7 protein-coding genes and 1 pseudogene are annotated in these 5773 nt (G+C 69.5%); 1 reads left to right on the top strand and 7 read right to left on the bottom strand.

The genetic code is table 11. The features are described from left to right. Window positions 1-114: pseudogene (locus D7V97_RS39125) on the top strand (IS5/IS1182 family transposase); the annotation flags it as partial. Window positions 115-123: 9 nt separating this feature from the next. On the opposite strand, the gene D7V97_RS39120 reads toward D7V97_RS39125, so the two are convergent. From D7V97_RS39120 to ccmA, 7 genes are read right to left on the bottom strand one after another with little or no spacing between them, the layout of a single operon-like run. After that, the gene (locus tag D7V97_RS39120) at window positions 124-684 is read right to left on the bottom strand and encodes a redoxin domain-containing protein (protein WP_120615681.1); all 561 of its coding nucleotides are present in this window, start codon (window positions 682-684) and stop codon (window positions 124-126) included. Continuing rightward, window positions 681-2705: a heme lyase CcmF/NrfE family subunit gene (locus D7V97_RS39115; RefSeq protein WP_120615682.1), complete on the bottom strand. Its 2025-nt coding sequence runs from the start codon at window positions 2703-2705 to the stop codon at window positions 681-683. The genes D7V97_RS39120 and D7V97_RS39115 overlap by 4 nt, the downstream gene beginning before the upstream one ends. After that, entirely contained in the window at window positions 2702-3196 is a 495-nt protein-coding gene (locus D7V97_RS39110; RefSeq protein ID WP_120615680.1) for a cytochrome c maturation protein CcmE, read from the bottom strand. Before D7V97_RS39110 ends, D7V97_RS39115 begins: the two co-directional genes overlap by 4 nt. 4 nt (window positions 3197-3200) lie before the next feature. Next, window positions 3201-3395 (bottom strand): hypothetical protein, encoded by a 195-nt coding sequence (locus D7V97_RS39105; protein ID WP_120615679.1) that lies wholly within the window; start codon window positions 3393-3395, stop codon window positions 3201-3203. Between the two features lie 3 nt (window positions 3396-3398). Continuing rightward, window positions 3399-4112, bottom strand: coding sequence for a cytochrome c biogenesis protein CcsA (gene ccsA, locus D7V97_RS39100; protein WP_120615678.1), 714 nt, complete (start codon window positions 4110-4112; stop codon window positions 3399-3401). Window positions 4113-4115: 3 nt separating this feature from the next. Next, on the bottom strand, window positions 4116-4811 hold the full coding sequence (locus tag D7V97_RS39095) for a heme exporter protein CcmB (protein WP_120615677.1): 696 nt from the start codon (window positions 4809-4811) through the stop codon (window positions 4116-4118). Further along, a complete protein-coding gene (gene ccmA / locus D7V97_RS39090; RefSeq protein ID WP_120615676.1) occupies window positions 4808-5479 on the bottom strand; it encodes a heme ABC exporter ATP-binding protein CcmA in 672 nt (223 codons plus the stop codon). The genes D7V97_RS39095 and ccmA overlap by 4 nt, the downstream gene beginning before the upstream one ends. Between the last annotated feature and the right edge of the window lie 294 nt (window positions 5480-5773).

The following is a 5773-nucleotide window of genomic DNA, read 5'->3' as shown; positions in this document are numbered from 1 at the left end:
TGCATGTTCCACCGCCTCAAGCGCTTCCGCGCCGTGGCCACCCGCTTCGAGAAGACCGCCACCAACTACCTGGCGGTCCTCCACCTGGCCTGCATGATGCTTTGGCTTAATTAGGGACACCCCCTAGCGCTGGCGCGCGGCTTCGGCGGTGGGCGTGGCGGCGGGCTGGGAGAGCTCGCGCACGCGCAGCGCCAGCGTCTGCGGATCAATGGGCCCCACGTGCTTGCCGCGGATGATGCCCTCCGCGTCGATGAAGTACGTCTCCGGCACGCCGGCGACGCCGTAGTCCACCGCCATCCGCGAGCGCTCATCCATCAGCTGCGGGAAGCTCGCGCCCATGCGGCGCAGGAAGTCGCGCGCGTTCTCCTCCGTGTCCTCGAAGACGACGCCCATGAACACGGCCTGGGAGCCCATCTCGCGCGCGCCCCACTCGAGCACCGGGTGCTCGTACTTGCAGGGCCCACACCACGACGCCCAGAAGTTGAGCACCACCGGGTGGCCCTTGAGGTCCGCGAGCTTCACGTCCTCGCCGCCGCCCAGCGGCTTGAGCACGAAGGCCGGCGCGGGCGCGCCCTTGAGCATGAAGGGCACCTCGTGCGGATCCCGCCCGAAGCCCTGGAAGAGGACGAACAGCAGCGCCGCCGCGACTCCGGCGAACACCAGGGGCCACCGCCAGCGCTTCATGCCGCCCCCCGTTCCGCGTCACTGCCCGCGAGGGGAGGGGAGGCGCCCACCGTCGGCGCCTCCGCGCGCACCACCGCCGCCTTGCGCTGCGGCCAGACGGCAATGAGCGTGCCCAAGAGCAGCAGCGGCAGGCTGTACCAGATCCATCCCACCAGCGGGAACACCCAGACGTTGAAGCTCGCCGTGCCGGTGGACTCGCTGAAGGCCATCAGCGACACGTACAGGTCCTCCTTCGGCGACTCCCACACGGCGGGGGTCCCGACGGGGTCGGTGCTCCGCTCGTAGTAGTTCATCCGGGGACGCAGCTCCGTCACCTTGCCGTTGGGCGCCGTGGCCTCCAGGCGCGCGGCGACGAAGGTGCGGTGCGGCTCCTCGCCGCTCGACAGGCCCAGGTACTTGAGCTGGTAGCCGTCCAGCATCAGCGTGGCGCCCTTCTTCAGCGTGCCGGACGTGTGCGTCACGTACGCGCTGGAGGCGGCCACCGCGACGATGATCATCACGATGCCCAGGTGCACCACGTAGCCACCGAAGCGGCGGCGCGCCTTGCCCGTCGCCGTGGCCAGCGCGGTGACGAAGCCTTCCTTGCGCTCCCGCATGCGCACGCGCACCGGCACCGCCAGCTCGCGCAGCGTGACGACGGTGACGAAGCCGGCCAGGCCGAACGTCATGATGGGGTACACGCCGCGGAGCCCGGCGAGCAGGCACGCCGCGGTGACGAGCAGGCCCACCGCCGCGGGGATGAGGAACTGCCGGCGCAGCGCCGCCTTGTCGGACGTGCCCCACGGCAGCACCGGGCCCACGCCCATCAGGAAGAGCACCGCGATGCCGCCCGGCACCGCCATCTTGTTGAAGTACGGCTCGCCCACGCTCACGCGGACGCCGCGCACCGCTTCGGAGACGAGCGGGTAGAGCGTGCCCAAGAGCACCGTGAAGGTGATGGCCACGAACACCAGGTTGTTCACCAGGATGCTCGCCTCGCGGGAGACGAGCGACGTCAGGTTCCCCTCCGGCGCCAGCAGGTGGCCGCGCGTGGCCAGCAGGCCAATGCACACCACCAGCAGGATGCCGATGAACACGAGGAACGTGGGCCCGATGTCCGACTGGGTGAACGAGTGCACCGAGTTGAAGATGCCCGAGCGGGTCATGAACGTGCCCAGGATGGTGAGCACGAAGCTCGCCAGCGCGAGGCTGAGCGTCCACAGCTTCAGCATCCGCTTGCGCTCCTGCACCATGGTGGAGTGCATGAACGCCGTCGCGGTGAGCCACGGCAGGAACGACGCGTTCTCCACCGGATCCCACGCCCAGTAGCCGCCCCAGCCCAGCACGGCGTACGCCCACCAGGAGCCCAGCACGATGCCCAGCGTGAGGAACATCCACGCGATCAGCGTCCAGCGGCGCAGCGGCGCCATCCACGCTTCGCCAATCTCCCCGCGCAGCAGGCCCGCCACCGCGACGCCGAAGGGCACCGTCATGCCCACGTAGCCCATGTAGAGCATGGGCGGGTGGATGATCATCAGGAAGTGGTTCTGCAGCAGCGGGTTCGGCCCGGGCCCGTCCGCCGGCACCGGCGACACCGCGCCCCAGGGGTTCGCCGGGCCCGCGATGAGGAAGGCGAAGAAGACGCCCACGGCCAGCATGGTGCCCAGCGCCAGCTGCATGTAGCGCGCGTGCTCACGGCGGTGCACGTAGGCGAACGCCGCCACGTACACGCCCATGATGAGACCCCAGAAGAGGATGGAGCCTTCGAGCGCGCTCCACAACGAAACGATGGTGTAGATGAGCGGCGTGGCGCGGCTGCCCACCTGGGCCACGTACTTCACGCTGAAGTCGTGGTTGATCAGCGCCTCCACCATCACCAGGTTGCTGCCAATCATGCACGCGGCGAAGCCCCACACCGCGCGCAGCACCCAGGGGTAGCTCGCATCCGTGCGGCGCATGCCACCCACCAGCCCGATGATGGCGCCGAAGGCCGCGAAGGCCAGGCCCGCGAGCACCAGCCCGTAACCCAAGACTCCGTTCACGGCGCCCCCGGAGGCGTCGCGGTGGCCGTGGTGGCCCCTTCGGCCAGCGTGTCCTGCCACTTGCGCGGGGACTCGCCTTCCTTGGGCGCACGGTACTCGTTGGAGTGGTTCACCATCAGGCGGTTGGACGTGAAGATGCCGGCCTGGTCATAGGTGCCCTCCACGACGACGCCGATCTTCTCGCGGAACATCTGTGGGGGCGTCTCCAGCGAGCGCACGTGCACGCTCTTGGAGTCCGGCTTCGCGTCGTCCGCCACGCGGAACTCCAGCGTGGTGTGCGCCTCGTTCCACTGGATGCTGCCCGGCTGCACCACGCCGCCCAGGCGGATGGTGGCCGACTGCGCCTTGTCCGCGTTGGCGAGCAGCTCCGACGGACTCCAGTAGTAGACGAGGTTGTCCCCGATGTTGCCGAAGGCCACGAAGCCAAGGCCGGCGCCGGCCACGAGCAGGGCTCCCAGCGCGACGAGTCGGTTGCGGTTGACGGGCGTCATGGGCTCACTCCTTCGAATCGGACGCGGCGCGGGGGCGGCGGGCCCAGAGGGAAACCGAGTAGAGCACGAAGGCCGCCACGGAGATGCCGTAGCAGGCGCCTACATAGCCCCAGCCGCCCACGAGGCGGCCACTGCCCACGGAGGTCTGCGCGAGCACCATCAGCGAGGACACGGAAGTCAGCGAGGTCAGCGCGATCATGGGTCAGGCCACCTTCGAGGAATGGGCCGCGCGCTGCGCGGGGTCGTCCGTGGGCAGCGCCTCCGGGAGGGCCACCTCCGCCCGCCGCTCGGCCAGCGCGATGCGGTAGCGGTGCACGAGGAAGAGGATCATCAGCGCCAGCATGCCGAACGCCGCGACGCGCAGGGGCAGCACCATCTGCGGGTCCACCGTCTTGGGGCTGGACTGCGTCTGGTGCAGGCTGCGCCACCAGCGCACGGAGAACCACACGATGGGCAGGTTGATGGCCCCGATGATGGCCACCACCGCGCTCCACACCGCGCGCTTCTCCGGGTCCTCCACGAAGCGGCGCAGCACCAGGTAGCCCGTGTAGGCCACCAGCAGGATGGCCTCCGACGTCAGGCGCGGGTCCCAGGACCAGTACACGCCCCAGGTGGGGCGGCCCCAGATGGATCCGGTGATCATCCCCAGCGTGCCGAAGAGCAGGCCCACCTCCGCGGACGCCTCCGCCAGCGCGTCCGTCTTCCAGGACTGGCGCAGGAGGTACGTCACCGCGGCCACGAAGTTGATGAACATGGCCATCATGGCCATCCACTGGAGCGGCACGTGGACGTACATGATGCGCTGCACGTCGCCCATCTCGCGGTCCGGCGGTGCCCAGGCGAGGCCCAGCCACCAGCCACAGCCCAGCAGGCCCAGCGCGAGCACCGGCAGTCCAAACTTGACGAACTTGTTCATCCTTCAGTCCTCGATGACGCGCGGGAACAGCACGAAGCCTACGCCCCAGTAAATCAGGTTGAATGCCAGCAGCAGCCCCTGCCATGAGCCCAGCTGCTGCATCGGATCTCCCTGGAGCACGAGCGTGGTCCCCTTGGCAGCGGACAGGAGGGCCGGAATGACGAGCGGGAACAATAGCAGAGGCAGCAGCACATCCCTCGCCCGGGCATGGCTGGAGATGGCCGCATACACGGTCCCCGGGGCGCTGAGCGCCAGGCTGCCCAGGACCAGGATGCTCGCCAGGTCACCGACCCCGGTGATGATCTTCACCCCGTACAGGGCCACCATCACCGGCACCAGCACCACGCCCAGCGCCAGCAGCAGCAGGGCGTTGCCCAGGGCCTTGGACAGGAAGATGGCGCGCGCGTCCGCGGGGGCCAGGCGCACGCCGTCCAGGCAGGCGTTCTCCGTCTCCACCCGGAAGGACTCGCCCAGGCACAGCACGCTGGCGAAGAGGATGGCCAGCCACAGGTAGCCGCCCGCGTTGCGCTCCAGCAGCTTCGTGTCCGGGCCCAGCGCGAAGGAGAACAGGAGCAGCGTCGCCATGGCGAAGAACACCAGCGCGTTGAGCCGCGCGCGCGTGCGCCATTCGATGAGCAGGTCCTTGCGCAAGAGGACGAAGGTCGTCTTGAGCAGGCCCAGGGGGCGCGTCTTCCTCATGCCACCACCGCCCGGCCGTCCTGCAGGTGCAGCCGCTCCTCGCACAGGGTCATCCCCTGTTCGATGAGGTGGGTGGCCAGCACCACGGTGGTGCCGCCCGCCTTCAGCTCCGCGATGACGCCCTCCATGTCCTGGATGCCGGCGGGATCCAGCTCCCCGAAGGGCTCGTCCAGGAGCGCCAGGGCCGGGGACTTCATCAGGAGCCGCGCGATGGCCAGGCGCTTGCGCATGCCCGCGCTGAAGCCGCGCACCGGGCTGTCCGTGCGGCGGGTGAGCCCCACCCGGTTGAGCAGCGCGTCGGTGACGTCTTCGGGCGCGTCCACGCCCAGGAGGCGCGCGAGCACCATGAGGTTCTGGTGCGCGGTGAGGTCCTCGTAGAGGAAGCTCGCGTGGGACAGCAGGGCCACGTCGCGGCGCACCGCCTCGCGGTCCGCGACCGCGTCCCGGCCCAGCACCTCCACTCGGCCCGCGGTGGGGCTGAGCGCGGTGGCGATGAGGCGCAGGAGCGTCGTCTTTCCTGATCCGTTGTGCCCGGTGAGCAGCAGCGAGCGGCCCGGGGGCAGGGCGTAGGTGAGCCGTGCCACGGCCCAGCGGCGCCCATAGCGCTTGCTCACGTCATGGAGGGCGAGCGCGGGCGCGGGCGCGGAGCCTGGGTCGGGAGGAGGCATCGGCGGGGCGTTTCGTAGCTGGAAACCCCGTTGTTCACCAGTGAAACCCCCGGACCTGCCCGCGGGAGGAAGGGAAGTTTTTACGCCTGCTTCCTCCGCCCCCTTCCCCGGGAGGCTGAAAGGATTTCTCCACCTTTGGGCGGACGACTTCCCTGCTGCACCCCGGTATGAGCCTCGCAGGTACCTGGGAGCCCCTGCACCCACATGGTTTCAGTGCTTTACGGCGTATTTTCCTGCCCTTGGGTCCTGGCATCGGTCGTGCAGACACGGTGGGCGGGGCCTGTTCCGTTGGGG

Source organism: Corallococcus sp. CA053C, assembly GCF_003611675.1.
GTDB lineage: Bacteria > Myxococcota > Myxococcia > Myxococcales > Myxococcaceae > Corallococcus.
The sequence above is the reverse complement of the archived record's forward strand: the minus strand, read 5'-3'. Positions and strand labels throughout refer to the sequence as shown.